The organism is Cupriavidus sp. 86D6 (genome assembly GCF_057815095.1).
Window position 1 is genome coordinate 98691 of record NZ_JBYPSB010000002.1, and the last position, 22284, is coordinate 120974.

Here is a 22284-nt window from a genome sequence, read left to right on the forward strand (position 1 = left end):
TACAACATGCTGTTTTCGAAGAAGAAAGGCTTGTCCATCGACACGCTGGTGGGGCAGGACGCCGCCATCGAAGGCGATGTGACCTTTTCCGGGGGATTGCGTCTGGACGGTCGCGTGCGTGGCAACGTCGTGGCCGCCGAGGGCAAGTCGAGCATGCTGGTGATCAGCGAGAAGGGCGTGGTCGAGGGCGAGGTGCGCGTGGATCACCTGATCCTGAACGGCACCGTGACGGGCCCGGTCCATGCCGCCGAACTGCTCGAGTTGCAGCCTCATGCGCGCGTCTATGGTGAAGTGCGCTATGCGGCGCTTGAAATGCACCAGGGTGCGATTGTCGAAGGCCGGCTGGTGCCGTTGGTGCAAGGGGAAATTCGCGCCTTGCCGAACCATGTGCCACCCGCCGAGACAGTGGAAGTGACGTCCGAAACCGATGCGGGGGAAGCCAAGGGCAGCGAAAACCAGGCGAGCGAAGGCAAGGCGACCCAAGGCGCCAGCGTGCCGGCCTGAGGTGACGCACTCGCCCAGAGACCCTTGAAAACACAGGGCTTCGGCACGATTTGTGAGTAGCCCGTAGAATACGGGCGTATCTAACCAGGAGAATTCCCCATGAACGCAGTCGCAGAGGCACCTGTTACCGAGGAAATGCCGGCACCGTTCGTCTTTACCGACAGCGCCGCCGACAAGGTCAAGCAGCTGATCGAGGAGGAGGGCAATGCCGAGCTGAAGCTGCGCGTGTTCGTGCAGGGCGGCGGTTGCTCCGGCTTCCAGTACGGCTTCACGTTCGATGAAGACGTCAATGAAGACGACACGACGCTGGTCAAGAATGGCGTCACCCTGTTGATCGATTCGATGAGCTACCAATACCTGGTGGGCGCCGAGATCGACTACAAGGAAGACATCAACGGCGCACAGTTCGTGATCAAGAACCCGAACGCCTCGACCACCTGCGGTTGCGGCTCGTCGTTCTCGGTCTGATCGGCTTCGCCAAGGAAAAAAGCGCACTACGGTGCGCTTTTTTTATTCCCGAAAGCGCGGCCAGGCCGCAAGTCAACGCGGATAGACCGCGCCCAATACGCGAGGCCCCGCCGCACCCGTGACCGTCGGGACGTTCCCGGGCGCCCTGCGCACGCACTGCCGCGCCAGCCACGCAAAGGCGATGGCTTCCACCTGCGATACCGGCACCCCGAAATCCTCGGTCGTCTGCACCGCAATGCCCGGCAGCAGCTGGCCGAGCGTCGCCATCAGATAGTCATTGCGCGCGCCGCCGCCGCAAACGATCAGGCGCCGGGCGTTGCGGGCATGCGTCCGCACGTCCTGGGCGATGGCCGTGGCCGTCAGCGTGGCCAGGGTCGCCTGTACATCGGCGGGTGCGATCTGTCGGGGCAGTCCGTTCAGCACCGCTTGCAGCCATTCCGGATGGAACAGGTCGCGCCCCGTGCTCTTGGGCGGCGGCGCGCGGAAGTAGGGCTCCGCCAGCAGGCGTGACAGCAGGTCGGCATCGACGCTGCCGCTGGCACCCCAGGCACCACGATCGTCGAACGGCTGGCCGCGATGCTGCTGCACCCAGTGGTCCAGCAGTGCGTTGCCGGGGCCACAGTCGAAGCCCGTCACCGGGTGGCCGGAATGGGCGGCCGGCAGGATGCTGATATTGGAGATGCCGCCGATATTGCAGACCACGCGCGTTTCGTCGCGCGCGCCGAATAGCGCCGCGTGGACGGCCGGTACGAGCGGCGCGCCCTGGCCGCCCGCGGCGATGTCGCGGCTGCGGAAGTCGGCCACCACATCGATATCGGTCAGCTCGGCCAGCAGCGCCGGATGCTGGGTCTGTCGCGTATAGCCCGTCCCGTCATACAGGCCGGGGCGATGGCGGATGGTCTGGCCATGTGCGCCGATGGCGGTCACGTGCCCCGGCGCGACATTTGCCAGGCGCAACAGCCCGGCCACGCACTCGGCATACACGCGCGCCAGTCCGTTGGCGGCAAGGGCCTCGCGATGGATCTCGTCGTCGCCGGGCTGCTGCAGCGCGCCGAACGCTTCGCGCAAGGCCGGCGGAAACGGCGCGTGCGCGGCGGCCAGCACGACGGGGTGCGCGCCGGAAAAATCCACCAGCACGCCGTCCGCGCCGTCCATGCTGGTGCCCGACATCAGGCCGATATAGCAGTCGCTGGGCACCGGAGACATGGACATGGATCAGTTGCTGGCGGTCAGGACGTTATAGGTGCGCAGCATGTTGATGCGGCTCAGCATGGCGCTCGAATAGTTCAGGAATTCGGCGCGCGACTTGCCGGTGAGCGTCGGCGCTTCCATCAGCGTCGTCGTCAGCGGGTTCTGCGGCACATCGTTATAGCGGAATTCGTAATGCAGGTGCGGCCCCGTGGCCCAGCCCGTGGAACCCACGTAGCCGATTACCTGACCCTGGCTCACGTGCTGGCCCTCGCGGATGCCCGCAAAGCCGGACAGGTGGGCGTAATACGTCGAATACCCCCCCGCGTGCTGCAGCACGATGATGTTGCCGTAGCCGTTTTGCTGCCCGACAAAGTCCACCGTGCCTTCGCCCGATGCCAGCACCTTGGTGCCCTGCGGCGCGGCGAAGTCCACGCCCTTGTGCTGCGCCCACTTGTGGTGGAGCGGATGGTCGCGGCCGCCGAAACCCGACGACACGCGCGAGAACTCCACCGGCGAGCGCAGGAACGGGCGCTTCATGCTGCGGCCGTCGAACGTGTAGTAGGCACCCGGCTCGCCGTCCTGCGGCGCGTACCAGAGCGCCTGGTACAAAGTGTTGCGATTGATCAGCTCGATCGCCACCACCCGGCCATTGCGCACGAAGGCGCCGTCGCGGAAGCCGGCTTCGTAGACGATGCGGAAGCGGTCGCCGCGCGCAATGTCATGGTGGAAATCGATCACGCCCGAGAAGATCGAGATCATCTGGCTGACCACTTCGTCGGGCACGTTGGCCGCGTCCATCGACTTGAAGAAGCCGTTGGTGTCGATGGCGCCCGACGCCATTTCGTAGTGCAGGTCGTTCTCGACCGTGGCGATGCGGGCCTTGTACGTGTAGTCGCCGCCTTCCCTGGCCGGCGCCACGCGCTCGATCACCAGTTCGCGCGAGGCCGCGGCGTCACCGCCCAGGTTGGCCTGCAGCGACACCAGCAGGTTGCTGTCGTCGATCTCGGCCTGCACGGTCTGGCCGGGATTCAGGCTGAACAGGCCCCGGGCGGTGGAGTTCTTGAGGATGAAGGACTGCGCGTCCGGATCTTCCACGCCAAGGCGGCGCAGCAGCGTGGCGATGGTATCGCCGCGCTGCATGCGTTCCTGGCGCACGTAGACATTGTTGCCGTCGACTTCGGTCAACTGTTCAAGCTGCTCGCGCACGTCGGGCATGCGCAGCGGCTGCAGCACGCGCGGGGCGAGCGGATCGTCGTAGGCGTTGCGGGGGGCAACGCCCATTGCAGCCGCCATGCCGAGCGTGAAGACCGTGCCGACGGCAACGGTCAACTGCTTGCGGCGGCGCGTATGCTGGGGATTCGTAGGGTCAACAAGGACCACCAGCTCACGCGCGAAAACTTCGCGGAGACTAGACCACATCACGTAGAATTCAAGCTTTCGGTATTGCCAGGGCCGCTGCCGCGACGATATCTCTCGTCTGCCTTCCTCCCCCGAGGTGCGGTGCGGGCGTTGTCTGATTGCCGCCTGGAGCGGCGGTTTGCCGACGGATGACCCGTCTGGCACGAAGCGCGGATTATACCAGAACCGCTCCGGTCGTCCGTCGCAGTTTCCTTATAGATTTCAAAGACTTACGTCATGAGTGAAGTGTCCTCGGCCGCCGCGCCCAATTATCCACTTACGCCGTCGGTGATGCGCGCCCTGGAGATCACCAAGCGCGGCTGCGACGAGCTCCTGGTTGAAACCGAGTGGCTCCAGAAGCTCGCGCGCAGCGAAGCCACCGGCGTGCCGCTGCGCATCAAGCTGGGCCTGGACCCCACGGCACCCGACATCCACCTCGGGCATACCGTGGTGCTGAACAAGCTGCGCCAGCTCCAGGACCTGGGCCACCAGGTGATCTTCCTGATCGGCGATTTCACGTCGACGATCGGCGATCCGTCCGGCCGCAATTCGACCCGCCCGCCGCTCACCCGCGAGCAGATCGAGGCCAACGCCCAGACCTACTACAAGCAGGCGAGCCTGGTGCTCGATCCGGCGAAGACCGAAATCCGCTACAACAGCGAGTGGTGCGACCCGCTCGGCGCGCGCGGCATGATCCAGCTGGCAGCCAAATACACGGTGGCCCGGATGATGGAGCGCGACGACTTCACCAAACGGTTCCGGACTGGGATTCCGATTTCGGTCCATGAGTTCCTTTATCCACTCATGCAGGGTTACGATTCGGTGGCGCTGAAGTCCGATCTCGAACTCGGCGGCACGGACCAGAAGTTCAACCTGCTGGTGGGTCGCGAGCTGCAGAAGGAATATGGCCAGGAGTCGCAGTGCATCCTGACCATGCCGCTGCTGGTGGGTCTGGACGGCGTCGAGAAGATGTCGAAGTCCAAGAACAACTACATCGGCGTGACCGAAGCCCCGAACGACATGTTCGGCAAGCTGATGAGCATCTCGGACGACCTGATGTGGCAGTACTTCACGCTGCTGTCGTTCCGTCCGATGAGCGAGATCGACCTGATGAAGGAAGAAATCGCCGCGGGCCGCAACCCGCGTGACTGCAAGGTGTTGCTGGCGCAGGAAATCGTCGCGCGCTTCCACAGCCAGGCCGCTGCCGAAGCCGCGCTCGAGGCCTTCAACCACCGCGCCCGTGGCGGCATTCCCGACGACATCCCCGCCGTGACGCTGGAAGGCGCCCCGCTGGGCATCGGCCAGCTGCTCAAGCTGGCCAACCTGGTGCCCTCCACGTCGGAGGCCAATCGCAATATCGAGCAGGGCGGCGTGAAGATCGATGGCGAGACCGTCAGCGACAAGGCGGTCAAGGTCGCTGCCGGCACGTATGTCGTGCAGGTGGGCAAGCGCCGATTTGCGCGCGTGACGCTGTCCTGACGCGGCGATGATCGCCCTGATCCAGCGCGTATCGCAGGCGCGCGTGACCGTGGATGGCCGCACCACCGGCGAAATCGGCGCCGGCCTGCTGGCGCTGGTCTGCGCCGAGCGCGGCGACACCGAGGCGCAGGCCGAACGGTTGCTGGCCAAGCTGCTGTCGTACCGGGTGTTTTCCGATGCCGAGGGCAGGATGAACCTGCCCGTGCAGAACATCGACGGCCAGGGCACGGCGGGCGGCTTGCTGGTGGTGTCCCAGTTCACGCTGGCCGCCGATACCAACAGCGGCACGCGCCCCAGCTTCACGCCGGCGGCCGCACCGGAAGACGGCCGCCGCCTCTATGATCATTTCGTGACCCGCGCGCGCGCCGCGCATCCGTCGGTCCAGACCGGCGAGTTCGGCGCCATGATGCAGGTCAGCCTGACCAACGATGGCCCCGTGACGTTCTGGCTGCGCGTGCCCCCGGCCGGAACTGCCTGACATATCGAAGGAGATCTTCATGAAACTCTGGAGCAAGGCTTTTGCCGACAACGCGCCGATTCCCGGCGAGTTCGCCTTCTGCGTACCCGATGCCGCCAGCCATGTGGCGTTGTCGGCGAACCGCAACCCGGACCTGCACTGGGAAGATTTCCCGGCCGGCACCCGGTCGTTTGCGCTGATCGTCCACGACCCCGATGTGCCCAGCAAGGGCGACGACGTGAACCAGGCGGGCCGCGAGGTGCCGGCGTCGCTGCCGCGCGTGGACTTTTTCCACTGGGTGCTGGTCGATATTCCACCCGGCCTGAACACGATCTCGGCCGGCACGCATAGCGATGGCGTGATTGCGCGCGGCAAGCCTGGCCCCGAAGCGCTGGTGGGCACCGCCACGGCCGGCGGCCTGCGCCACGGCCTGAACGACTACACGGGCTGGTTCGCCAACGACCCTGACATGAAGGGCGACTACTTCGGCTACGACGGCCCGTGCCCGCCGTGGAACGATGCCATCGTGCACCGCTACGTGTTCACCGTGTATGCGCTCGACATCGACCGTGTGCCGGTGGAGGGCAAGTTCACCGGCGCCGACGTGCGCCGGGCGATCGACGGCCACGTGCTGGCGCAGGCCAGCTACACCGGCACCTATACGCTGAACCCGAGGCTGGTGAAGTAAGCAGGCAGTCGCCGCGCCACACTCCGCCCAAATCCGTCGCCCCCAAGGAACTGGCATGTTGCAAAGTAACGGCCCGCAGTCGCTGGCCTACACCCACCTGATCGTGATCCGCCATGGCGAGACGGCCTGGAACCGCGAAAGGCGGCTGCAGGGCCAGATCGACATTCCGCTCAATGACACGGGCCGTGCCCAGGCCCGTGCGCTGGCCGAAGCCCTGACCGGGGAGCCGATCGATGCGGTGTACACCAGCGATCTGGGACGTGCGTTCGAAACGGCCACGCCGCTGGCGCAGGCGCTGGGTTTGTCCGTGCGCGCAGAGCCGCGCCTGCGCGAACGCTGCTACGGCGAGCTCGAAGGCATGACCTACGCGGAAGTGGCGGAAAAGCGGCCCGATGATTTTGCACGCTGGCAGGCGCGCGTGCCCGACTATGCGCCGCCGGCCGGTGAGTCGCTGCGTGAATTCCACGAGCGGGCGGTGGAGGTGGCGCTGTCGCTGTCGCGCCGCCATCCGGGCGAACGGATCGCGCTGGTGGCGCACGGCGGTGTGCTCGATTGCCTCTATCGCGAGGCCACCGGCATGACGCTGGAGGCGCCGCGCTCGCACGAGCTGCTGAACGCCAGCGTCAACCGGCTGCGGTGCGACAGCGCCAACCTGACGCTGCTGCAATGGGCCGATGTCAGCCATCTGGAGGCGCTGACGCTGGACGAGGTCGATCGCCGCGTACCGTGAGACGCGGTGCGGGCGGTCAGCGCCTAACCCCTACACGCGCAGCCGGAACGGCGTGAAATTGGTGTTCCGGTCGTACCAGTCCTCGTTCTCCGCCCGTTTCAGGAATCCCACCACCTTGTAGGTCACGGGGGTCATCACGACTTCCCAGCCGGTCTTCAGGATGTACTGCGCGATGGCCACCTGGATGACCTTTTCCAGCGGCCAGATGCCGTAGAACGCAATTACGTAGAACAGCGATGAATCGACGAGCTCGCCCGCCAGGGTCGAGCCGATCGTCCGCGTCCAGAGCCAGCGGCCGCCGGTCCAGAGCTTCATCTTGGCCAGGGTGTAGCTATTGGCGAAACTGCCACAGCAGAACGCGATCAGGGACCCCAGCGCAATGCGCCAGGTGTTGCCGAACACGTCTTCCAGGCTTTTCTGGTAATCGATCATGAACGGCGCCACGGGCATGCGCAGCACGACGAAGGCCATGAACGTGGCAAACGCCAGCGCGGCGAAGCCGGCCCAGACCACGCGCCGGTCGCGGCCGTAGCCGTAGACCTCGGTGAGCACGTCGCCAAAGATGTACGAGACCGGGAAGAACAGCACGCCCGCGCCGAACGTGACCGGACCGATCACCGGCAGCGTGACCTGCGCCGCCTTGGCCGCACCGATCAGGTTCGAGCACAGCAGCACCGTGACAAAGGCCACCATCACGAGGTCGTAGTAGCGATAGACCCGCCCGGAATGGCCGGGGGCGGCGGTGGCGGCAAGCGGTTCTTGCATGGGTGGCATCCGGGGGCGGGCAGCGCAGGGGCGGCGTGATTCGCGCGATTATGCCAGTGGCGACGCGTGCGCGTGGCGCGCCCATGAAAAAGCCCGGCCGAAGCCGGGCGTTTCCATCCGCTGTCCCGCCTTGCCGCCCTGACAGGGCGGGGCCGGCGCCAGGCGTCAGATGTCGAGCTTGCTGATCTTCGCGCCGTTCAGCGACACATCGACCATCGCCCCGGCGTTCGTCTGGACGAAGGCAATGACAGGCTGCTGTGCGGTCACGGTGTCGATGGTGCCATTGGCGCCCACCTTGGCCAGTGCCACGCTGGCATCGGCGCCGACGGTCCAGCCCTTCGACTGCACGAACTTGTTGTACGCCTCGGGCGTCATGAACATGATGATGACCGAGCGGGACTGGCCCCCGGCGGTCAGGCCGATGGAGCCCGCAATCGTCCGGTAGTAGCCCTGCGTGACGCCCTTGCTGCGCAATGCGCCATCGCCATACTCGCCGCCGATCACCAGGCCGCCTGACAGCACGCGCGGGAACACCAGGATGCCCTGGGCACGATTGCCCAGTTCCTGGGCGCTCTTCACCGAAGAATAAAGCCGGTTCAGCGCGCCATCGGCGCCGGCGTCGATTTCCCGGCGCTGGGCCGCGGCATCGGTGCCCGCGCTGGTGCCCGTCGTCGTGCAACCGGCAGCAAACGCGGCCGTAGCGACCAGCAGGCCCGACCCGGCGACCCGGGTGACAAACTGACGTCGATCCATTTGTTGTTCTCCTGGAGGGGAAAGGTACTGCGTCAGAGGCGATGCGGCAGGGTTGCCGGACCGGTCAGCCAGCGGTTGGTGCCTTGACCGTGATCGCCACGACTTCCTTGATCACGAACTTGGCCATCTGGCCCTTCTTGATACTGGCGAGATCGATATTCGGGTCCTGGACCTTCACGGTGCGCAGAGTCTCACGCGGGCCGCGGAACGTGACTGTGCGCTTGGCAACATCCACATTGGTGACTTGTGCGGTAATGGTGGTCGTGATTTCGCGCATGACGCCGGGCTTGCCGCCCTCGGGCGCGTGCGAGATGCGCTCGACCTGCTCCATCAGCGCCGTGTCCTTGCTGCCGATGGGCTCCAGCCCGGCGACCACGGCCGCGCCGCGCGTCAGTGTGACGATGTCGCCCTTTTTGACGTTGCCGATGTTCTTGGCTTCGTCACCCGCGATGATTTCGACCAGATTGCCGCCCGGGCCCTTGACCAGCACGGCCTTCGAGTCGGGATCGACATTGACGACCCGGCCGCTGACCACCGCTTCCTCGGCCACGCCGATGGGCGCCGGGGTCGACGGTTTCTGGGCCTGGGCGGCGCCGCCCCAGGCGAACATCAGGCAGGCGGCGATGGAAAGGGCGTGCTGGGCTCTGATCTTCATGGCTGTCCTTGTTGGCGCGCGTGCGCATTTTGTAAAAAGGATGGAGCCATTGTGGACAACTGGCCATAAGCCATCAATCCACTTCGAAAAAACTTGCAGGGGTTGCCGAAAACGTTTAATTGGCGCCCGGCCGGACGCGCAAGGGCTTCTGGCCGGGGTCAGACGGCCGCGCGAACGGGCGGCAAGGGCGGTTGTTGCGCCGCCGGTGCAACCGGGCCGTGGTGGTTGTCAGAGGAGGGTGCCGTCGCCCTCGCCGCGGTCGCTCCGCGGCGACGCCAGTCCGAAATGGCGATAGGCGGCGGCGGTGGCCACCCGGCCGCGCGGGGTCCGCTGCAGGTAGCCCTGCTGGATCATGTAGGGCTCCAGCACGTCCTCGATCGTGTCGCGGGCTTCGCCGATGGCGGCTGCCAGGTTGTCCACGCCCACCGGTCCGCCATCGAACTTGTGCAGCACGGCCTCCAGCAGCTTGCGGTCCATCAGGTCGAAGCCGACGCTGTCCACGTCGAGCATCGCCAGCGCCGCGTCGGCCAGTTCACGCGTGATCGTGCCGTCGCTCTTGACCTCGGCGAAGTCGCGCACCCGGCGCAGCAGCCGGTTGGCGATACGCGGGGTGCCACGCGCGCGCCGTGCGATTTCGAGCGCGCCGCCGGCATCGATGGTGGCGTTGAGCAGTTGTGCCGACCGCGTGACGATGCGCGCCAGTTCGTCGGCCGTATAGAACTCCAGCCGTGCCACGATGCCGAAGCGGTCGCGCAGCGGGTTGGTCAGCATGCCGGCGCGCGTGGTAGCGCCCACCAGCGTGAACGGCTGCAGGTCGAGCTTGACCGAACGCGCGGCCGGGCCCTCGCCGATCATGATGTCGATCTGGTAGTCCTCCAGCGCCGGGTACAGGATTTCTTCCACCACGGGCGACAGGCGGTGGATTTCGTCGATGAACAGGACGTCGTGCGCTTCGAGGTTGGTCAGCAGCGCGGCCAGGTCGCCGGGCCGCTCCAGCACGGGGCCCGACGTCTGGCGCAGGTTCACACCCATTTCGCGCGCGATGATGTGGGCCAGCGTGGTCTTGCCCAGGCCCGGCGGGCCGAACAGCAGCACGTGGTCCAGCGCCTCGCGGCGCTTGCGGGCCGCGTGCATGAAGATGTCGAGCTGGCCACGCACCTTTTCCTGCCCGACGTATTCGTCAAGCAGCTTCGGGCGCAGCGCGCGTTCGAAGGCTTCTTCCTGGGTGGAGGCGGGGGCAGCGGAGATTACGCGCTCCGGCGGGCGGTCGCCGGTCAGCTTGTCGGTTTCGATCATGGCAGTGGAAAGCTATATGGCGCCATTCTACGCTGCCGGTGCGCACGGCCCGCCAGCATGCAGCGTCATCCCGCGCCGGCAGCGTTATCCCTTTGACAGCGCCTTTAGCGCGAGCTTGATGCCCTCGGACACGCCCGTGCCGGCCGGCACCTGCTTGATCGCCTGCGCGGCTTCCTTTTCCGAATACCCCAGCGCCAGCAGCGCGTTGAGCACATCGACGGCGCTGTCGGGCACGGGCGCGGCACCGGGGACATGGCCCAGGTCGGCGCCCAGCTTGCCCTTCAGCTCCAGCAGCAGGCGCTCGGCGGTCTTCTTGCCGATGCCGGGGATTTTCGTCAGCCGGCCGGCTTCCTGCATGGTCACGGCCTGCGCCAGTTCCGGGACGGACAGGCCGGACAGCACGGCCAGCGCCATGCGCGCGCCGATGCCGGTGATCTTGATCAGCTCCCTGAAGGTGTTGCGCTCGGTGGCGGTGCCGAAGCCGAACAGCAGGTGGGCATCCTCGCGGATGATCTGCTGCGTCAGCAGCACCACGGGCTGTCCCGTGGCGGGCAGGTTGTAGAAGGTGCTCATCGGCACATCGATCTCGTAGCCGACGCCGTGGCAGTCGACCAGCAGATGCGGGGGATTCTTTTCAAGCAGGGTGCCGGCGATGCGTCCGATCATGATGGATGGGTTCAGGTGCGAATTCTGGCCGCAAGTGTAGCGCGGCCCTCAGGGTTACTGGCCGGCCGGCGTGGCCACGGCGCGACGCCCCAGTGCGGGGTCGTCCGTGAAGAAGCCGTCGATGCCGGCCGCCAGGAAGGCCTGCACTTCGCGCACCATGCCGTCCGGGTTGCGGGTGGCATCGTCGCCCGGCGCGCGCAGCGTCTTCGGCAGGAAGCTGTTCTCGGGACGGAACGTGTACGGGTGCACCACCAGGCCGGCGGCATGGGCGTTGGCCACAAGCGGCGTGGGCGCCGCCAGGCCGCCGTGGGCGTCGCGCGGAATCACCAGGCTCTTCTCGGGGCCGATGCCGTTGGCGTAGGCGGCCACCTCGCGCAGGCCCAGCGGCGTCAGCATCGACGCATAGGTGCGGCTGTCGCCCGCCAGCCGCCAGTCAGCCGGACGCTGCCGGGCGCTGCCGATCAGCTGGACGATTTTCACGTTCGGCATGGTGCTGCCCAGCAATCGCTTCATGGTACGCAGCGGGCCCACTTCGAACGACTGCACGTAGACCGGCGCGGTCTTCGCGTAGGCATTGCCCTGCAGCGTGGCGGCGAGCTTTTCTTCGAGCGGCAGGCCGATGCCGCGGAAGTAGCTCGGGTGCTTCAGCTCGGGATAAATGCCCACCGGGCTGCCGCGGCGGCCCGACGCCTGCGCTGCCAGCTTCAGGATTTCGTCGAAGGTGGGGATTTCGAACTGGTCATCGAGCTTGGCGTTGTAGGGCCGCAGCCTGGGGATGCGCTCGCGGGCGCGCAGTGTCTTGAGTTCGGCCAGCGTGAAGTCCTCGGTGAACCAGCCGTCGATGCGCTCGCCGTCGATGACCTTGATGCGGCGTCGCCCGGCAAACTCGGGCACCTCGGCCACGTTGGTGGTGCCGGTGATGTCGTTTTCGTGGCGGGCCACCAGCACGCCGTCCTTGGTGGACACGAGGTCCGGTTCGATGGTGTCGGCGCCGTCGTCGATGGCCTTCTGGTACGACGCCAGCGTGTGCTCGGGCCGCAGGGCGCTGGCGCCGCGATGACCGATGACCAGCGCCGGGGCGGCGGGCGCGGGGGCCGGTGCGGCCGGCGCGGGTGCCGTGGCCGGCGGCGTCGCGGTAGCAACCGGTGCGCGCGGCGCCGTGACGCAGCCGGCGACCAGCGTCGCCGTGGCGGCAGCCAGTGAAAATCGGAAAACGAGGGATTGCGGCATCTGGGGCGTTCCTGGGCGGGGGCTCGAACGCCGATTCTAAGCGACGCAGGCGTCAGGCCCGTCGCATCGACAGGTCAGTCGGCGGGCAGATCTGTCTGCCGGGGCAGCCGGGTCAGCCGATCAGGCGGCCGCGCCGCACGCGCAGCCCCTTGCGCGCCAGTTCCGGTGCCATCGTGGCCAGCGTGCCCAGGGTGTCGCCCCCGTTGGCATGGCAGATCGCCACGCCCAGCGCGTCGGCGGCATCGCTGCTGGGGCGGCCGGACAGCGCCAGCAGACGCATCACCATCTCCTGCACCTGGTCCTTGTTGGCGCGCCCGTAACCGACCACGGCCACCTTCAGCTGCAGTGCGGTGTATTCGAACACGGGCAGGCCCTGGCCCACCAGGCCGCAGATGGCGGCGCCGCGCGCCTGGCCCAGCAACAGGGTCGATTGCGGATTGACGTTGACGAAGACCTTCTCGATGGCCGCGCAATCGGGCGCATAGGTGCGCGCGACTTCGGCAATCCCGTCATAGAGCGTCTTCAGGCGCTGGGGCAGGCTTTCGTCGCCATTACTGCGGATCGTGCCGGAGGCCACATAGGCGAGCTTGTTGCCGTGCTTTTCGAGCACGCCGAAGCCGGTGGTCCGCAGACCGGGATCGATGCCGAGAATGCGCATGAAGCGGGGAGGGGGAAACAGATGGGCGTAGTGTACGCTGCCCACGCCTGCAATGCTGCAGGTTCGCGCCCCTCTCCCGCAAAGCGGGGAGAGGGGACGCCTACGCTTAGTGGCGGAAGTGGCGCGTGCCGGTCAGCACCATGGCGATACCGCGCTCGTCGGCGGCGGCGATCACTTCGTCATCGCGCATCGAGCCGCCGGGCTGGATCACCACGGTGGCGCCAGCGTCGACCACCACGTCCAGGCCGTCGCGGAACGGGAAGAACGCGTCCGAAGCCACGGCCGAACCGGCCAGCGTCAGGCCGGCGTTCTGGGCCTTGATGCTGGCGATGCGGGCCGAATCCACACGGCTCATCTGGCCGGCGCCGACGCCCAGCGTCATGCCGTTGGCGCAGAACACGATGGCGTTCGACTTCACGAACTTGGCCACGCGCCAGGCGAACATCAGGTCGTCCATTTCCTTCGGGGTCGGATGACGGCGCGTCACCACGCGCAGTTCGCCCGGCTGCACGTTGCGGGCGTCCGGGCCCTGCACCAGCAGGCCGCCGCCCACGCGCTTCAGGTCATACTGGTTGACACCGCGGCCGAGCGGGATTTCAAGCAGGCGCACGTTCTGCTTGGCGGCAAACACGTTGCGCGCGGCGGTGCTGAACGACGGGGCGATCAGCACTTCCACGAACTGCTTGGCCACGGCCTGGGCAGCGGCCTCGTCCAGCTCGACGTTGAAGGCGATGATGCCGCCGAAGGCCGAGGTCGAATCGGTCTTGAAGGCCTTGTCGTAGGCTTCCAGCGCGTTGGCGCCGATCGCCACGCCGCACGGGTTGGCGTGCTTGATGATCACGCAGGCGGCGCCGTTGGCGGCGTCGAACGACTTCACGCATTCCCACGCGGCGTCGGCGTCGGCGATGTTGTTGTACGACAGTTCCTTGCCCTGCAACTGCACGTAGTTGGCCAGCGCGCCGTCCACGGTCTTCAGGTCGCGGTAGAACGCGGCCGACTGGTGCGGATTCTCGCCATAGCGCATTTCCTGCACCTTCTCGAAGGCCAGGTTCAGCGTCTGCGGATAGCTGCTGCGGGCCTGGTGCGACTTGTCGGCGCCGAGGCTGGTCAGGTAGTTCGTGATCGCGCCGTCGTACTGGGCGGTGTGGGCGAACACCTTGGTGGCCAGGCGGAAGTTGGTGTCGTAGCCCACGCTGTTGGCGTTGGCGCGCATTTCGTCGAGCACCACGGCGTAGTCGGCCGGATCCACGATCACGGTCACGTCGCGGTGGTTCTTGGCCGCCGAGCGCAGCATGGTCGGGCCGCCGATGTCGATGTTCTCGATGGCGTCCGGCAGCGTGCAGTCATCCTTGGCCACGGTCTGCTGGAACGGGTACAGGTTCACCACCAGCAGGTCGATCGTCGGGATGTCGTGCTCGGCCAGGGCGGCCATGTGCTCGGGCAGGTCGCGGCGCGCCAGGATGCCGCCGTGCACCTTCGGGTGCAGCGTCTTGACGCGGCCGTCGAGCATTTCGGGGAAGCCGGTGTAGTCGGCAACTTCCGTGACGGGCAGGCCGGCGTCGGCCAGCAGCTTGGCGGTACCGCCGGTGGACAGCAGCGTGACGCCGAGCGCGTTCAGGTCGCGGGCGAAGTCGACGATGCCGGTCTTGTCGGAAACAGAGAGAAGGGCTTGCTTGATCATGGCTTGGGGGAACGCTTCAAAGTAATCCGTGTTGCTGCAGCTTCTTGCGAAGGGTATTGCGGTTGATGCCGAGATACGCGGCCGCCAGCGACTGGTTGCGCTCCGCGCGCAACATCACGGCTTCCAGCAGCGGCCGTTCCACGGCCTCCAGCACCATGTTGTACATGTTGGACGGCTCTTCGCCGTCCAGGTCACGAAAGTAGGTATCCAGGCTGTCCCGGATACATTGGTCGATAGCGTTGCGGCTCATGCGGCAAGCAGTTCCCGTTTCTTTTTGTTGTGGATGTTTTCTTCTTCGTCCGTGGCGGCGGCGGTGTCGTCGACATAGACCAGGCGATCCGAGATGGCCGCCTGCTCGTCGAAGAACGCATTGACCGCTTCCAGCTGCGCGCCCGTGGTTTCCAGCGTGTTCATGCGATGGCGGAACAGGTTCGCGCCCTTCAGCCCGCGCGTGTACCAGGCAATATGCTTGCGCGCGGTGCGCACGCCGGTGAATTCACCGTAGAACGCGTAGTGATCCGCCAGGTGATGGTTCATGATCGCCCGGATCTCGGCCACTTCGGGTGCCGGCAGCAGTTCGCCGGTCTTCAGGAAGTGCTCGATCTCGCGGAACAGCCACGGACGCCCCTGCGCGGCGCGGCCGATCATGATGGCGTCGGCGCCGGTCGCTTCCAGCACCAGCTTCGCCTTGTGCGGCGACGTGATGTCGCCGTTGGCCACCACCGGAATGCGCAGCGCCGCCTTGACCGCGGCGATGGTCTCGTACTCGGCCTCGCCGTGGTACAGGTCGGCGCGGGTCCGGCCATGGATCGTCAGCATGCTGATGCCGGCGTCTTCGGCCATGCGCGCCACGCGCAGCGCATTCTTGTGCTCGCGGTCCCAGCCGGTGCGGATCTTCAGCGTGACCGGCACGCGGTCGCCGACGGCGCCCACCACGGCCTCGACGATGCGTACCACGAGCGGTTCGTTCTGCAGCAGCGCCGATCCGGCGGCCACATTGCACACCTTCTTGGCCGGGCAGCCCATGTTGATGTCGATGATCTGGGCGCCGCGGTCGACGTTGTAGCGCGCCGCCTCGGCCATCATCGACGGCTCGGCGCCGGCAATCTGCACCGAGATCGGCTCGACCTCGCCCGCGTGGTTGGCGCGGCGCATGGTCTTCTCGCTCTTCCAGAGCTGCGCGTTGGACGCCACCATCTCGGACACCGCGTAACCCGCGCCCAACTGCTTGCACAGTTGCCGGAACGGCCGGTCCGTCACCCCGGCCATGGGGGCGACAAAGAGGTTGTTACGGAGCTGGTGGGGACCGATCTGCACGGTGACGACGCTGGAATCTGGCTGGGAACTGGCAAAAACATGCCCCTGCCGGAACAGCTGTCGGCGTGGTCGGGGTCATGGGCGAGGCCGGGATTTTACCGCCAAACTGATACGGTTGCCCAATAAATGAGCAAATATCGTGGGACGGCAGGGAGCCGCCCCCCAGTGGCGCTACCGGCGTGCGCCAAACATCATTTGCCGGGCCAGCGCATGCTTGAGCGGCGCCACGCACGCCAGGGCTGCCAGCGATGCGCCGCGCGCATGGGCCGCCAGCGGCCCGCCGATACCGAACACGCGCGGGAGCAGATCGGTAATGCCGATCGTCATGGCGCGGTCCAGCCGGTGGCGGCTGGCAAATGTCTGCAATGCCTGCGGCGTGCAACCGGCCCTGAGCGAATCGGCCAGCGCAAAGGCATCGCGCAGCCCCAGGTTCAGGCCTTGGCCGGCTACCGGATGCAACGTTTGCGCCGCATTGCCGACGGCGGCCACCCGGCCGCTGACGGTGACCGGCGCGGCATTGAGTCCCAGCGGGAAGGCGTGCCGCTTGCCGACCAGGGTGAAGCGGCCCAGTCGCGTGCCGAAGGCATGGCCCAGTTCCTCGGCGAACCCGGCGTCGGACAGCGCCAGGCGCCGTTGCGCCTGCTCCGGCGCGCAACACCAGACCAGCGCATAGCCGGGTACGCCGTGATCCTCGTGCGGCAACAGCGCCAGGGGCCCCTCGTCGGTAAAGCGTTCCCAGGCCCAGCCCGGCTGCATCTGCGAGCAGGTGACATGGCCAATGATGGCGGTCTGGCCGTAGTCGCGGCGCCGGGTCACTTCAGTGCCGCGCGCCAGGCGCTGCACCTGCTGGTGGAACAGGCCCCCTTCGGCCTGGATGGCGATGCGTGCCGCATACGTCACTGGCAGGCTTTCCTGGTCGACATGGGTGGTGCCGCTCAGCCGCACCAGGGCGGCGGGTTCGCGTTCGCTTCGGTCGCCTTGCTGATCGATATGCTCGATGCGGGTCTCGAAAACGCGTTGCAGGCGGCCCGGCGCCGCGTCGGCGGCACGGGCGAGGGCGCGTTCCAGCGTCTGGCACAGGTCGCCGTACTTGACCACGTGGCCCAGCGCCGGCACGCCATAGTCGTCATGATGCAGCTTCACATGGCCGAAGCGGCCGCGCTGCGACACGTGAATGTGCTCGATCGGTTGCGCGGGCACGGGCCAGGCGCCAATCTGCTCCAGCAACTGGCGGCTGCCGTGTGACAGGGCGATGGCACGCGGATCGCGTGCGGCGCGGGCGGGCGTGGCCGCGTCGATCAGCGTCATGCGCCAGTGCGTGGTGCGCAGCAGCTGGCAGGCCAGCGCCAGGCCCACCGGACCGCCGCCGACGATGGCAATATCGCGCGGCTCGGTGTCCATCACCGGCGCCGCACCGGCAGTGTCAGGGCTGGCCGCTTGCGTCATGGCTGGCTTCCTCCTGCACGGGCGCCGCCTCGGCCGCGCCGCGCTTCCACAGGTTCGCGTCGGTGCGCGACTTGCCGGCAGCGGCATCGCGCATCGCGTTATCGAGCTTCTGCTGGCTGAAGCCCGGCAGTTGCCGCAGCCGTTCCACCAGCGCATCGTGGTTGGCCGCCGTCATCGGCACCACACAGCCCTGCTGGCTGTCGGCGTCGCCGGCCAGGATCAGCCACGGCGTGCCCGCCCAGGGAGCGCGGTCCGAGACGCGCACCACCACGCGTTCCAGCCCGTCCCACGCCAGTTCTTCGCGCTGGCCATCCGGACGGTGCACGACCAGTCGGTCGTCATACAGGTTCACCACGAATGGCTGGTTCGGGTCCACGGCCTGGACGGTGTGCCGGTGCTTCGGTACGCCCACGCCAAACAGCTTGCTCAACAACGCCTTCATCGCGACGATCCTCCATTGCCGCGCATCAGTGCCTCGATCTCGTCGGCCTTTACCGGCACGCCGCGCGTCATCAGTTCACATTCCCCCGAGGTCACCACGGCGTCATCCTCGATGCGGATGCCGATATGCCAGTAGCGTTCGGGCACGTCTTCGGCCGGGCGCACGTAGATGCCGGGCTCGATGGTCAGCACCATGCCTGGTTCCAGCGGACGCCACGGGCGTTCGCCTTCCTGGCCGGCCGGCAGCGGACCGGGCACGCGATACTCGCCCACGTCGTGCACGTCCATGCCGAGCCAGTGGCCCGTACGGTGCATGTAGAAGCGGCGATAGCTGCCGCTGGCCAGCACGTCATCGAGCGTGCCTTCCTTGTTGCGGTCGAGCAGGCCCGTGTCGAGCATGCCCTGCGCCAGCACCTTCACCGCCGCGTCGTGCGGCACGTTGTAGGGCACGCCGGCGCGTGTCTCGGCGATGGCGGCATCCTGCGCGGCCAGCACCAGGTCATACAGTTCGCGCTGGGCAGGCGTGAAGCGGCCCGACACCGGGAAGGTGCGCGTGATGTCCGACGCGTAGCCGTCCAGTTCGCAGCCGGCGTCGATCAGGCACAGGTCGCCGTCGCGCAGCTCGGCCGGACCGGCGCGGTAGTGCAGCACGCAGGCGTTGGGGCCGGCCGCAACGATCGAGTTGTAGGCCACGCTCTGCGCGCCATGCCGGCGAAATTCGTAGAGCAGTTCGGCTTCGAGGTGGAATTCGCGCAGCCCGGCACGCGATGTGCGCATGGCCCGCACATGGGCCTGGGCCGAAATCTCGGCGGCGCGGCGCATCGTGGCGATTTCGCCGGCATCCTTGAACAGGCGCATTTCGTCGAGCAGCGTGCGCACATCCACCGCTACCGACGGCGACGACACGCCGGCGCGGCCCTGCATGCGCACGGCGTCGAGCCAGCGGCGCACGTTCGCGTCGATGTCGGGGGTGGCGGCCAGCGGGTAGGCCAGCTGCGCGCGGTTGGCCAGTAGCGGCGGCAGCAGCTTGTCGATCTCCTCGACCGAATGGGCCTCGTCGAAGCCGAAGGTCGCGCGGGCGCCTTCCGGTCCAAAGCGGAAACCGTCCCAGATCTCGCGCTCTTCATGCTTCGGACGGCAGAACAGGATGCTCCGGTCCCCTTCTTCGCCCGCCGCGCCGGCCACGAGCACGAGCACGGCCTCCGGCTCGGTGAAGCCGGTCAGGTAATAGAAATAGCTGTCGTGCCGGTACGGATAGTCGCTGTCGCGGTTGCGCATGGCTTCCGGGGCGGTCGGCACGATGGCCACGCCGCCGCCATGGGCGCGCAGGTGTTGCAGCACACGGGCACGGCGGTCGCGGCACGCGCCAAGGAGAGCGGAATCGGGTGCGGACATGAGGGGAGGCCGGTGAGGGGAATGTGCCGATTCTAAACCCGACGGCGCGCGATGCGGGCGCGACATGCGGCCTGAAAGGCGCTTGAAAGGCGCCTGAAGGGCTGCGCGGGCGGTGCGCGCCGTGCGAATCCGGACGTTCAGCCGCGCAGCGCGCGGTCCAGGGCAGCCAGCTGCTCGGGCGTGCCGACGTTTTCCCATCGGCCATCGAAGCGTTCGCCGGTTGCCGTACCCTGGCGGATCGCCTCGCGGTAATACGGCGACATGGCCACCTTCTGGCCCGGCGCGACATCGCGGAACAGGCGCGTATCGTAGAGCCCGATATTGCCGAAGGTCAGCGCCTGGCCGGCCGCGCCGTCGGCGGGCATGCGCAGATGGCCGTCATCGCCCAGCACGAAGTCGCCCTGCAGATGGAAAGGCGGGTTCGGCACCATCACCAGATGCATCTGCGGGCGGGCGGCGGCCGCCATGGCACGGGTGCGCGGCAGCAGCTGTTGATAGTCGAAATCGCAGAAGATGTCGCCCGACACGGCCAGGAAGACCCCGTCGCCGTCCCCGGCGGTCAGCAGCGGCAGCGCATGGGCGATACCGCCCGCGGTTTCCAGCGCGGTGCCTTCCGCAGACCAGTGGATGCGCACGCCGAACTGCCGCCCGTCGCCCAGCACCGCTTCGAGCTTGTCGCCCAGCCAGGCATGGTTGATGACGATGTCGCGGAATCCGGCGCGGGCCAGCGCCTCGATCTGCCAGACGATCAGCGGCTTGCCGCCTACGGCCAGCAGGGGTTTGGGCGTGGTATCGGTCAGCGGGCGCATGCGGTCGCCGCGCCCGGCGGCGAAGATCATCGCTTTCAAAACAGGGTCTCCAGGCCGATCAGGGTGGCCATGCCGCTGGCAATCGTCCAGCCCACACTGCGGGTGCGGGCCGCCACGACGATGGCCACCAGGCCAGCCACCAGGCGTGCGTTGTAGGGGCTCAGGTACAGGGCGCCGTCGTGCATCAGCAGGTCGGGCGCGATCAGCGCGGACAGCATGGCGGCCGGCACGAACTGCAGCGCGGTGCGGAACCACAGGGGCAGGCGCACGCGGCCTTCGACGGCGATGAACGACAGCCGGATCAGGTAAGTGGCAAGGCCCGCGCCCAGGAACACCCACAGCAGGGTCAGCGACGTCATGCCACGTGCTCCTTGCGCTCGGGCGCGCCGGCGGCGGGCTGCCCGCCGCGGCGGTTGCGTTCGAGCAGCAGCATGCCCGCGGCAATGCCGCCCAGCGCCGCCACCATGATGCCGAGCTTGTGCGGCATCGTGTAGCAGGCCACGGCCAGCGCGGTAGCCACCAGCGCGGCCGCCACCTGTGCGCGGTGCTTGAGGTTCGGCACGATGATGGCGATGAAGGTCAGCGGCAGGAAGAAATCGAGCGGCCAGTCGCGCGGCACCTGGGCGCCCACCAGCACGCCGGCCAGCGTCGACAGCTGCCAGCTGGCCCACAGCGCGAAGCCGGCGCCAAAGTAGAACCAGTGGCGGTAGCGGGCACGCGGGCCGGTATCGCCCAGGCGCCGCGTCATCGCAGCAAATGCCTCGTCGGTCAGCAGGTAGGCCACCAGCGCCTTCCAGCGGCGCGGCAGGGGCGCCAGCGACGGCGCGATGGTGGCGGAATACAGCGCGTGACGCAGGTTGACCATGGCCACCGTGAACGCGATGACCAGGGCAGGGGTGCCGGCGGACCACAACTGGGTCAGGATCATCTGCGACGCGCCACCGAAGACAATGGCGCTCATCGCGCAGGCCAGCCAGGCCGGCATGCCGGCGTTGACGGCCAGCACGCCATAGATCAGCCCGAACGGCACCACGCCCAGCAGCATGGGCGCCAGCGCGCAGACCCCGGCCCACCACTCGCCGCGGCGCGTGATGGAAGGGTCCGGGGGCGTTTCAACAGGCGCGGACACGGTCAGAACGTCAGGCCGGTGGGCCGCTCGGTGCCTTCCAGGGCGTCAAGCAGACGCACGAGCTTGCGCATTTCCGAATAGCGGCCCGCCACGCTGCGCGTGTACTTGAGCACCAGCGGCATGTCGGCCAGATAGCCGTCCTTGCCGTCGCGGTGGTACAGCCGCGCGAAGATGCCCAGCACCTTCAGGTGGCGCTGCAGGCCCATCCATTCGAAATCGCGGTAGAAATCGCCAAAATCGGCAGCCACTGGCAGGCCCGCCTTGCGCGCCTGTTCCCAGTAGCGGATCAGCCAGTCGAGCTGTTGCTCTTCTTCCCATTCGATATAGGCGTCGCGCCAGAGCGACACCGCGTCGTAGGTGATCGGGCCGATCACGGCGTCCTGGAAGTCCAGGATGCCCGGATTGGCGCCCACCGTGGCGCCTTCGGGCAGGACCATCAGGTTGCGCGAGTGGTAGTCGCGGTGGACGTAGACCTGTGGCTGGGCCAGGTTGTTGGCCAGGATCGTGTCGAAGACCTCGCGCAGATCGGCCTGCTGGCGGTCGTCGAGCGTGGCGCCAAGGTGCCGGCCCACATACCACTGCGGGAACAGGTCCAGTTCGCGCTGCAGCAGCGGGCGGTCGTACGCCGGCAGTTCGCCGGGGCGCGTGGCCAGCTGGATCCGCACCAGCGCGGCGGCGGCATCACCATACAGCGGACGGGCCGAAGCGGCGTCCAGCCGCGACAGGTAGGTCTGGCTGCCCAGGTCGGCCAGCAGCAGGAAACCCTGCGCCAGGTCCTGTTCCAGCACGGTGGGCACCGTCACGCCGGCATCGCCGAACAGCTTTGCCACGTGGATGAACGGCCGGCAGTCCTCATGGGCCGGGGGCGCGTCCATCACGATGGCGGTCGGATGCCCGGGATGGCCGGTCCGCACCCGGAAGTAGCGGCGGAAGCTGGCGTCGGCCGATGCCGGCACGCACGAAGCGGGGTCGATCGACCAGGTTGTGCCGAGTCCGGCCACCCACGATTTCAGTTGTTCGATGCGCGGGTCGTGACCCGGGTCGTCAATAAGTGCAGCCATGCCGGAAAGGGAGAATACGATGCCCCGTATAATACCCGACCAGACCCGGGCGCCGGGTGGCCCTCGG

Annotated in this window: 25 protein-coding genes; 6 read left to right on the plus strand and 19 right to left on the minus strand. The window is 67.3% G+C overall.

Going from position 1 to position 22284, the window contains the following annotated elements; all coding sequences use genetic code 11:
• The first annotated feature begins 6 nt into the window (after positions 1 to 6).
• Both AC3G88_RS05530 and erpA read left to right on the plus strand, forming a co-directional pair.
• Entirely contained in the window at positions 7 to 504 is a 498-nt protein-coding gene (locus tag AC3G88_RS05530) for a bactofilin family protein (protein ID WP_488893180.1), read from the plus strand.
• A 99-nt stretch (positions 505 to 603) separates the two neighbouring features.
• Complete coding sequence (gene erpA, locus AC3G88_RS05535) at positions 604 to 972, plus strand: iron-sulfur cluster insertion protein ErpA (RefSeq protein WP_066739489.1); 369 nt, start codon at positions 604 to 606, stop codon at positions 970 to 972.
• 72 nt (positions 973 to 1044) lie between these two features.
• On the opposite strand, the gene AC3G88_RS05540 is transcribed toward erpA, so the two are convergent.
• Together AC3G88_RS05540 and AC3G88_RS05545 are read right to left on the minus strand one after the other, a co-directional pair.
• On the minus strand, positions 1045 to 2184 hold the full coding sequence (locus AC3G88_RS05540; RefSeq protein ID WP_488770851.1) for an anhydro-N-acetylmuramic acid kinase: 1140 nt from the start codon (positions 2182 to 2184) through the stop codon (positions 1045 to 1047).
• A 3-nt stretch (positions 2185 to 2187) separates the two neighbouring features.
• Positions 2188 to 3582, minus strand: coding sequence for a M23 family metallopeptidase (locus AC3G88_RS05545; RefSeq protein ID WP_488893181.1), 1395 nt, complete (start codon positions 3580 to 3582; stop codon positions 2188 to 2190).
• A 216-nt stretch (positions 3583 to 3798) separates the two neighbouring features.
• Here AC3G88_RS05545 and tyrS point away from each other — a divergent pair, with 216 nt between their 5' ends.
• The 4 genes from tyrS to AC3G88_RS05565 are packed head-to-tail and all read left to right on the plus strand — an operon-like array spanning position 3799 to position 6915.
• Positions 3799 to 5040 (plus strand): tyrosine--tRNA ligase, encoded by a 1242-nt coding sequence (gene tyrS / locus AC3G88_RS05550; RefSeq protein WP_400394786.1) that lies wholly within the window; start codon positions 3799 to 3801, stop codon positions 5038 to 5040.
• 7 nt (positions 5041 to 5047) lie between these two features.
• Positions 5048 to 5518, plus strand: a complete 471-nt coding sequence (gene dtd / locus AC3G88_RS05555; protein ID WP_092595346.1) for a D-aminoacyl-tRNA deacylase — start codon at positions 5048 to 5050, stop codon at positions 5516 to 5518.
• 19 nt (positions 5519 to 5537) lie between these two features.
• Positions 5538 to 6185, plus strand: a complete 648-nt coding sequence (locus AC3G88_RS05560; RefSeq protein WP_488770854.1) for a YbhB/YbcL family Raf kinase inhibitor-like protein — start codon at positions 5538 to 5540, stop codon at positions 6183 to 6185.
• Positions 6186 to 6240: 55 nt separating this feature from the next.
• Positions 6241 to 6915 (plus strand): histidine phosphatase family protein, encoded by a 675-nt coding sequence (locus tag AC3G88_RS05565; protein WP_092595342.1) that lies wholly within the window; start codon positions 6241 to 6243, stop codon positions 6913 to 6915.
• Positions 6916 to 6945: 30 nt separating this feature from the next.
• On the opposite strand, the gene AC3G88_RS05570 is transcribed toward AC3G88_RS05565, so the two are convergent.
• The 17 genes from AC3G88_RS05570 to AC3G88_RS05650 all read right to left on the minus strand — a co-directional run bounded on the left by AC3G88_RS05570 (position 6946) and on the right by AC3G88_RS05650 (position 22217).
• Positions 6946 to 7680 (minus strand): queuosine precursor transporter, encoded by a 735-nt coding sequence (locus AC3G88_RS05570; protein ID WP_153946563.1) that lies wholly within the window; start codon positions 7678 to 7680, stop codon positions 6946 to 6948.
• A gap of 165 nt (positions 7681 to 7845) precedes the next feature.
• Positions 7846 to 8433, minus strand: a complete 588-nt coding sequence (locus tag AC3G88_RS05575) for a BPSL1445 family SYLF domain-containing lipoprotein (protein WP_153946564.1) — start codon at positions 8431 to 8433, stop codon at positions 7846 to 7848.
• A 64-nt stretch (positions 8434 to 8497) separates the two neighbouring features.
• Positions 8498 to 9088 carry a hypothetical protein gene (locus tag AC3G88_RS05580; RefSeq protein WP_153946565.1) on the minus strand — a complete coding sequence of 197 codons (591 nt, stop codon included), beginning with the start codon at positions 9086 to 9088 and terminating at the stop codon, positions 8498 to 8500.
• 228 nt (positions 9089 to 9316) lie between these two features.
• The gene (gene ruvB, locus AC3G88_RS05585) at positions 9317 to 10384 is read right to left on the minus strand and encodes a Holliday junction branch migration DNA helicase RuvB (protein ID WP_488893182.1); all 1068 of its coding nucleotides are present in this window, start codon (positions 10382 to 10384) and stop codon (positions 9317 to 9319) included.
• An 84-nt stretch (positions 10385 to 10468) separates the two neighbouring features.
• Positions 10469 to 11050 (minus strand): Holliday junction branch migration protein RuvA, encoded by a 582-nt coding sequence (ruvA, locus tag AC3G88_RS05590; protein ID WP_400396997.1) that lies wholly within the window; start codon positions 11048 to 11050, stop codon positions 10469 to 10471.
• A 54-nt stretch (positions 11051 to 11104) separates the two neighbouring features.
• Complete coding sequence (locus tag AC3G88_RS05595; protein ID WP_488893183.1) at positions 11105 to 12280, minus strand: glycerophosphodiester phosphodiesterase; 1176 nt, start codon at positions 12278 to 12280, stop codon at positions 11105 to 11107.
• 112 nt (positions 12281 to 12392) lie between these two features.
• Complete coding sequence (gene ruvC, locus AC3G88_RS05600; RefSeq protein WP_153946805.1) at positions 12393 to 12938, minus strand: crossover junction endodeoxyribonuclease RuvC; 546 nt, start codon at positions 12936 to 12938, stop codon at positions 12393 to 12395.
• 106 nt (positions 12939 to 13044) lie between these two features.
• Positions 13045 to 14619 carry a bifunctional phosphoribosylaminoimidazolecarboxamide formyltransferase/IMP cyclohydrolase gene (gene purH, locus AC3G88_RS05605; protein WP_400392053.1) on the minus strand — a complete coding sequence of 525 codons (1575 nt, stop codon included), beginning with the start codon at positions 14617 to 14619 and terminating at the stop codon, positions 13045 to 13047.
• A 16-nt stretch (positions 14620 to 14635) separates the two neighbouring features.
• Positions 14636 to 14869 carry a Fis family transcriptional regulator gene (locus AC3G88_RS05610; protein WP_066739474.1) on the minus strand — a complete coding sequence of 78 codons (234 nt, stop codon included), beginning with the start codon at positions 14867 to 14869 and terminating at the stop codon, positions 14636 to 14638.
• Complete coding sequence (dusB, locus tag AC3G88_RS05615; protein WP_488893184.1) at positions 14866 to 15936, minus strand: tRNA dihydrouridine synthase DusB; 1071 nt, start codon at positions 15934 to 15936, stop codon at positions 14866 to 14868. Before dusB ends, AC3G88_RS05610 begins: the two co-directional genes overlap by 4 nt.
• Before the next feature lie 171 nt (positions 15937 to 16107).
• Positions 16108 to 17382, minus strand: coding sequence for a UbiH/UbiF/VisC/COQ6 family ubiquinone biosynthesis hydroxylase (locus tag AC3G88_RS05620; protein ID WP_488893185.1), 1275 nt, complete (start codon positions 17380 to 17382; stop codon positions 16108 to 16110).
• Positions 17360 to 17824 carry a hypothetical protein gene (locus AC3G88_RS05625; RefSeq protein WP_153946570.1) on the minus strand — a complete coding sequence of 155 codons (465 nt, stop codon included), beginning with the start codon at positions 17822 to 17824 and terminating at the stop codon, positions 17360 to 17362. Before AC3G88_RS05625 ends, AC3G88_RS05620 begins: the two co-directional genes overlap by 23 nt.
• Complete coding sequence (locus AC3G88_RS05630; RefSeq protein WP_488893186.1) at positions 17821 to 19218, minus strand: aminopeptidase P N-terminal domain-containing protein; 1398 nt, start codon at positions 19216 to 19218, stop codon at positions 17821 to 17823. The genes AC3G88_RS05625 and AC3G88_RS05630 overlap by 4 nt, the downstream gene beginning before the upstream one ends.
• Before the next feature lie 137 nt (positions 19219 to 19355).
• A complete protein-coding gene (murU, locus tag AC3G88_RS05635) occupies positions 19356 to 20066 on the minus strand; it encodes an N-acetylmuramate alpha-1-phosphate uridylyltransferase MurU (RefSeq protein WP_488893187.1) in 711 nt (236 codons plus the stop codon).
• Positions 20063 to 20386, minus strand: coding sequence for an AzlD domain-containing protein (locus AC3G88_RS05640; protein ID WP_400392067.1), 324 nt, complete (start codon positions 20384 to 20386; stop codon positions 20063 to 20065). The genes murU and AC3G88_RS05640 overlap by 4 nt, the downstream gene beginning before the upstream one ends.
• The gene (locus tag AC3G88_RS05645) at positions 20383 to 21072 is read right to left on the minus strand and encodes an AzlC family ABC transporter permease (protein ID WP_488771349.1); all 690 of its coding nucleotides are present in this window, start codon (positions 21070 to 21072) and stop codon (positions 20383 to 20385) included. The genes AC3G88_RS05640 and AC3G88_RS05645 overlap by 4 nt, the downstream gene beginning before the upstream one ends.
• A gap of 86 nt (positions 21073 to 21158) precedes the next feature.
• Entirely contained in the window at positions 21159 to 22217 is a 1059-nt protein-coding gene (locus AC3G88_RS05650) for an aminoglycoside phosphotransferase family protein (RefSeq protein ID WP_488893188.1), read from the minus strand.
• Between the last annotated feature and the right edge of the window lie 67 nt (positions 22218 to 22284).

Bases quoted from the DNA above. Each gene is read 5' to 3' on its own strand.
- AC3G88_RS05640 (WP_400392067.1), bottom strand. From the start codon at position 20,386: ATGACGTCGCTGACCCTGCTGTGGGTGTTCCTGGGCGCGGGCCTTGCC.
- AC3G88_RS05560 (WP_488770854.1), top strand. From the start codon at position 5,538: ATGAAACTCTGGAGCAAGGCTTTTGCCGACAACGCGCCGATTCCCGGC.
- AC3G88_RS05645 (WP_488771349.1), bottom strand. From the start codon at position 21,072: ATGCTGCTGGGCGTGGTGCCGTTCGGGCTGATCTATGGCGTGCTGGCC.
- AC3G88_RS05540 (WP_488770851.1), bottom strand. From the start codon at position 2,184: ATGTCCATGTCTCCGGTGCCCAGCGACTGCTATATCGGCCTGATGTCG.
- AC3G88_RS05575 (WP_153946564.1), bottom strand. From the start codon at position 8,433: ATGGATCGACGTCAGTTTGTCACCCGGGTCGCCGGGTCGGGCCTGCTG.
- tyrS (WP_400394786.1), top strand. From the start codon at position 3,799: ATGAGTGAAGTGTCCTCGGCCGCCGCGCCCAATTATCCACTTACGCCG.
- ruvA (WP_400396997.1), bottom strand. From the start codon at position 11,050: ATGATCGGACGCATCGCCGGCACCCTGCTTGAAAAGAATCCCCCGCAT.
- AC3G88_RS05595 (WP_488893183.1), bottom strand. From the start codon at position 12,280: ATGCCGCAATCCCTCGTTTTCCGATTTTCACTGGCTGCCGCCACGGCG.
- AC3G88_RS05620 (WP_488893185.1), bottom strand. From the start codon at position 17,382: ATGACGCAAGCGGCCAGCCCTGACACTGCCGGTGCGGCGCCGGTGATG.
- dtd (WP_092595346.1), top strand. From the start codon at position 5,048: ATGATCGCCCTGATCCAGCGCGTATCGCAGGCGCGCGTGACCGTGGAT.
- AC3G88_RS05610 (WP_066739474.1), bottom strand. From the start codon at position 14,869: ATGAGCCGCAACGCTATCGACCAATGTATCCGGGACAGCCTGGATACC.
- AC3G88_RS05625 (WP_153946570.1), bottom strand. From the start codon at position 17,824: ATGAAGGCGTTGTTGAGCAAGCTGTTTGGCGTGGGCGTACCGAAGCAC.
- AC3G88_RS05545 (WP_488893181.1), bottom strand. From the start codon at position 3,582: ATGTGGTCTAGTCTCCGCGAAGTTTTCGCGCGTGAGCTGGTGGTCCTT.
- AC3G88_RS05630 (WP_488893186.1), bottom strand. From the start codon at position 19,218: ATGTCCGCACCCGATTCCGCTCTCCTTGGCGCGTGCCGCGACCGCCGT.
- ruvB (WP_488893182.1), bottom strand. From the start codon at position 10,384: ATGATCGAAACCGACAAGCTGACCGGCGACCGCCCGCCGGAGCGCGTA.
- AC3G88_RS05565 (WP_092595342.1), top strand. From the start codon at position 6,241: ATGTTGCAAAGTAACGGCCCGCAGTCGCTGGCCTACACCCACCTGATC.
- erpA (WP_066739489.1), top strand. From the start codon at position 604: ATGAACGCAGTCGCAGAGGCACCTGTTACCGAGGAAATGCCGGCACCG.
- AC3G88_RS05650 (WP_488893188.1), bottom strand. From the start codon at position 22,217: ATGGCTGCACTTATTGACGACCCGGGTCACGACCCGCGCATCGAACAA.
- AC3G88_RS05570 (WP_153946563.1), bottom strand. From the start codon at position 7,680: ATGCAAGAACCGCTTGCCGCCACCGCCGCCCCCGGCCATTCCGGGCGG.
- AC3G88_RS05530 (WP_488893180.1), top strand. From the start codon at position 7: ATGCTGTTTTCGAAGAAGAAAGGCTTGTCCATCGACACGCTGGTGGGG.
- purH (WP_400392053.1), bottom strand. From the start codon at position 14,619: ATGATCAAGCAAGCCCTTCTCTCTGTTTCCGACAAGACCGGCATCGTC.
- ruvC (WP_153946805.1), bottom strand. From the start codon at position 12,938: ATGCGCATTCTCGGCATCGATCCCGGTCTGCGGACCACCGGCTTCGGC.
- AC3G88_RS05580 (WP_153946565.1), bottom strand. From the start codon at position 9,088: ATGAAGATCAGAGCCCAGCACGCCCTTTCCATCGCCGCCTGCCTGATG.